A 564-nucleotide genomic window follows, 5' to 3' on the forward strand; every position below is an offset into this window, starting at 1 on the left:
ATGTTGTCCGAAAGATCTGAGCTGACAATGCCGGGCGCAGGTTCCAAAGCGGGAGCTGCGCGTGCAGATCTCCGGCGGCCTTCAAGCCAAAGACGACGTCCTGAAGCCTTAACTCCCTGTCGACGTGCTCTTCACTGAGGCGTTTGATGAGTTGATCCCAATCTGCGCCTTCCGCGTAAAGGCTGGCCAGCTTCGCCTCCGCATCCGGATCAGCGACGTTGGTGACCACCGTCGCCTCGCCAATAGTGCCGGTAGCACCCTTGCGGGTGAAGCGGCCGATAAACTGGAGCGTGACCGCAAGGGATTTATGGGTATCATGAAGCGCGGCCACCTTGAGGTTCGGCAGGTCGTATCCTTCGCCCAGCATGTCAACGCAGACGACAATGCGAGATCCATCCGGGCCCCGGTCAAGAAGCCGAGCAAGGGCCTCCTTGTTGGCCAGCGCCCGACCAGGCCCCGAGTAGACCAGGACTGGCCTTAGTTCGGGAGACAATCGGGCGTAGATGGCGGCAACTCTTTCGGCACGCTCCTTGGTTCGCGTTCGAGCCATCAGCAGGTGATCCA

1 pseudogene is annotated in these 564 nt (G+C 60.5%); it reads right to left on the reverse strand.

What is annotated here, in order from left to right:
• Positions 1-367 (reverse strand): annotated as a pseudogene (locus C7G61_RS43140) (DEAD/DEAH box helicase); the annotation flags it as partial.
• Positions 368-564 lie beyond the last annotated feature (197 nt).

It is taken from the genome of Bradyrhizobium algeriense (assembly GCF_003062295.1).
Lineage (GTDB): Bacteria > Pseudomonadota > Alphaproteobacteria > Rhizobiales > Xanthobacteraceae > Bradyrhizobium > Bradyrhizobium algeriense.